The 3,309-nt window shown below is 64.1% G+C and carries 2 protein-coding genes; both read right to left on the reverse strand.

The features are described 5' to 3' along the window. Positions 1-91: 91 nt before the first annotated feature. Positions 92-2,098 carry a MacB family efflux pump subunit gene (locus QBK88_RS08700; protein ID WP_277961737.1) on the reverse strand — a complete coding sequence of 669 codons (2,007 nt, stop codon included), beginning with the start codon at positions 2,096-2,098 and terminating at the stop codon, positions 92-94. Between the two features lie 2 nt (positions 2,099-2,100). Then, on the reverse strand, positions 2,101-3,252 hold the full coding sequence (gene macA / locus QBK88_RS08705; RefSeq protein WP_277961738.1) for a macrolide transporter subunit MacA: 1,152 nt from the start codon (positions 3,250-3,252) through the stop codon (positions 2,101-2,103). Positions 3,253-3,309 lie beyond the last annotated feature (57 nt).

Below are 3,309 nucleotides of genomic sequence, written 5' to 3' on the forward strand. Positions count from 1 at the left end.
AACAGTACCAAAGCCTTCGTTCGAACCCACCGACCTGTGGCGCCAGGCTCGTTGCCAGCAAGCCGGGCGCCCACAGGTTGAACGGGCAGGCTCAATCCCGCGCCAGCGCTTCGATGGGGTCCAACCGGGCGGCATTGCGGGCCGGGACGAAGCCGAACAGTACACCGATCAGGGTTGAGCAGGCGAAAGCGGTGACGATGGAGGCCGGTGAGAACACCATTTCCCACTGCTTGACGAACAGGGTGAACAAGTAGCCGATGCCGTAGGACAAGGCTATCCCGACCACGCCCCCCATCAGGCACACCATCACCGCTTCCACCAGAAACTGCTGGCGGATGTCGGACTGGCGCGCGCCCACGGCCATGCGGATGCCGATCTCGCGGGTGCGCTCGGTGACCGACACCAGCATGATATTCATCACCCCAATGCCCCCCACCACCAGGGAAATCACCGCGATCAGCGACAACAGCAAGGTCAGCGAACGGCTGGTTTTCTGCACGGTCTGCATCACGCTGTCGAGGTTATTGGTGAAAAAGTCCTTGGTGCCATGGCGCTGCAGCATCAATTTGTTGACCTGTTCGTCCACCATCTTGCTGGGCATGCCGTCCTTGATGCGCACGCTGATGCTGTCCAGATGCCGCTGGCCCAGCACGCGGCCGGCAGCCGTTTCATACGGCACCCAGATGTTCAGGCTCTTGTTGGCCACGAACAGGTTCTTGTTGTCGGCGGCCACGCCGATCACCGTGCACGGCAGGTTGCCGATCAGGATCACCTGGCCCAGCGGGTCGGTGCCATTGCCGAACAGGCGCTGGGCGGTGTTGTGGTCGATCACTACCACCTGGGCCTGGCGCCGCGCGTCGTCCTCGCTGAAAGTAATGCCGGCGGCCATGCGGATGTTGCGCACCTGGAAATAACGGTTGCTGACCCCATTGAGCTGGGCGTCGACATCAATGTTGCGGTAGCGCACCAACGTGCTCTGGCCGATCACCGGGGTGGCACTGTCGATGTAGTAAAGCTGATTGAGGGCGGTGACATCGGCCAGCACCAGCGTTTCGATGGACTTGGCCCGGCTGTCACCGAAGGTGGCACCCGCGTAGACGTCGATGGTGTTGCTGCCGATGGCCTGGATGTCCTTGAGCACATAACGCTTGGCGCCTTCGCCAATGGCCGAGATGGACACCACCGAGGTGATGCCGATGACGATGCCCAGCATGGTCAGCAAGGTACGCATGCGGTGCGACACCAAGGCTATCCAGGCCATGTTGAAGGCCTCGCGAAACAGACCCAGGCCCGCCACCAGGCGCCGTGGCATCACCCTGGCGGCCGTGTGCCCGGCAGCCACCGGCGCCGGCGTGGGTGTAGGCGGCGTGCGCCGGTCGGCGATGATCTGCCCGTCGCTGACCTCGATGATGCGCTCGGCATGGGCCGCCACCTTGGGGTCGTGGGTCACCAGGATCACCGTGTGGCCAGCGGCGTGCAGCTCCAGCAGGATGTTCATCACCTCCTTGCCGCTGGTGGTGTCCAGCGCGCCGGTAGGCTCGTCGGCCAGGATCACCTGGCCACCGTTCATCAGCGCCCGGGCAATACTCACCCGCTGTTGCTGGCCGCCGGACATCTGGCTGGGCCGGTGCTCAAGGTGGCCAGCCAGCCCCAGACGCGTCAGCAACTGCTCGGCGCGCTGGTGGCGCTGGCCTGGCGCGGTGCCGGCGTACACCGCTGGAATTTCCACGTTGTGCACCGCGTCCAGGTGCGGCAGCAAGTGGTAGCGCTGGAAAATGAAACCGAAATGGTCCCGCCGCAATGCCGCCAGGGCTTCATCGTCAAGGTCACGGGTTTCCTGGCCCTGTACCTGATAGCTGCCACTGCTGGCGTGGTCCAGGCAACCCAGGATGTTCATCAGGGTCGATTTGCCCGACCCCGACGCACCGATGATCGCCACCAGTTCGCCGGGGTAGATCTCCAGATCGATGTGCCGCAAGGCCAGGAACTCGCGGTCACCGGCCATGAAGCTGCGGCTCACGCCCTTGAGTCGAAGCAAAGGCAGGCCGGCCTCGACGCGGGTCTCGTGCAGGGCCTCCAGGTCTACTTTGAGGTTCATGCCTAGTTCCCCGCCGTGGCCGTGGCCAGTTCGCCGATCACCACCTTGTCACCCTCGGCCAGGCCTTGGGTGATCTGCACCTGCACATTGTTGTTGATGCCGGCCTGCACGGTACGCGCCTGGGCGAAGCCTTTGGTGTCCACCACCTGCACAACGTAACTGCCGTCGGTATTGCGCGGGCCCAGCGCAGCGACCGGAACCGTCAGGGCCTGCTGCGCCGTGCCCAGCACGATGCGTACCTGGGCGGTCATGGCGATGCGCAAACGGTGGTCGGGGTTGGGCACCTCGAACAACGCGTTGTAGAACACCGCGCTGTCCTGCTTGGTCTTGCTGCCGGTGGCGTCGGTGTCCAGGTAGTTCTGCGGCGCCGGCTCGGTGCCGCGCAAGGTGGCGTAGTAGCGCTTGTCCTCGCCCAGAATGGTGAAGTACACCGGTTGGCCGGGGCTGATGTGAATCACGTCGGCCTCCGAGACCTGGGCCTTGATGGTCATGGTGTCCAGGTCGGCCAGCTTGAGCAGCACCGGCGCCAGTTGGTTGGCGATTACCGTCTGGCCTTCCTGGGTGACTATACCCACCACGTCGCCGTCGATGGGCGCGATGATGCGGGTGTAGCCCAGGTTGACCTTGGCGGTGTCGATCTGCACCTGGGCGCTCTTGATCTGCGCGTCCAGGGAGCGCAGGTTGGCCTGCTGAACCTCGTAGTCGGACTGCGCGTTGTCGTAGTCCTGACGAGAAATCGACTCGTCGGCCTGCAGGTCCTTGTAGCGTTCGAACAGGCGCTTGGCCTGGTCCATCTGGACTTTGGTGGACATGCGCTCGGCCTGCAGCTTCTCCTCGTCGACCTCGGCCTGGCGCAGGGTGTTGCGCAGCACCAACGGGTCGATCTCGGCCAGCCACTGGCCTTTCCTGACCTTGTCACCCAGTTTGATTTTCAACGATTTCAGTTGCCCCGAGACCTGCGCGCCCACATCAACCTGCTTGATGCCTTCCAGCACCCCGGTGGCGAGCACGGCGTTCTCGATATCGCTGCGCTGCACCTGGGCGGTGATGTAGGTGGGCGGCTTCTGCGGCCCGCCCACGGCGTACAGCACCGCGCAGGCCACCAGGGCCAGGGTGGTGCCTGCTGCGATCTTGCGTCCTTTCGACTTGTTCATGGCTGCCTACTGTTCAATGCGCGGCGGGGCCTGCCGACAGGCCCCGCCATCAGGGTT

The organism is Pseudomonas sp. RIT-To-2 (assembly GCF_029623465.1).
In the GTDB taxonomy this organism is placed as follows: domain Bacteria; phylum Pseudomonadota; class Gammaproteobacteria; order Pseudomonadales; family Pseudomonadaceae; genus Aquipseudomonas; species Aquipseudomonas silvicola.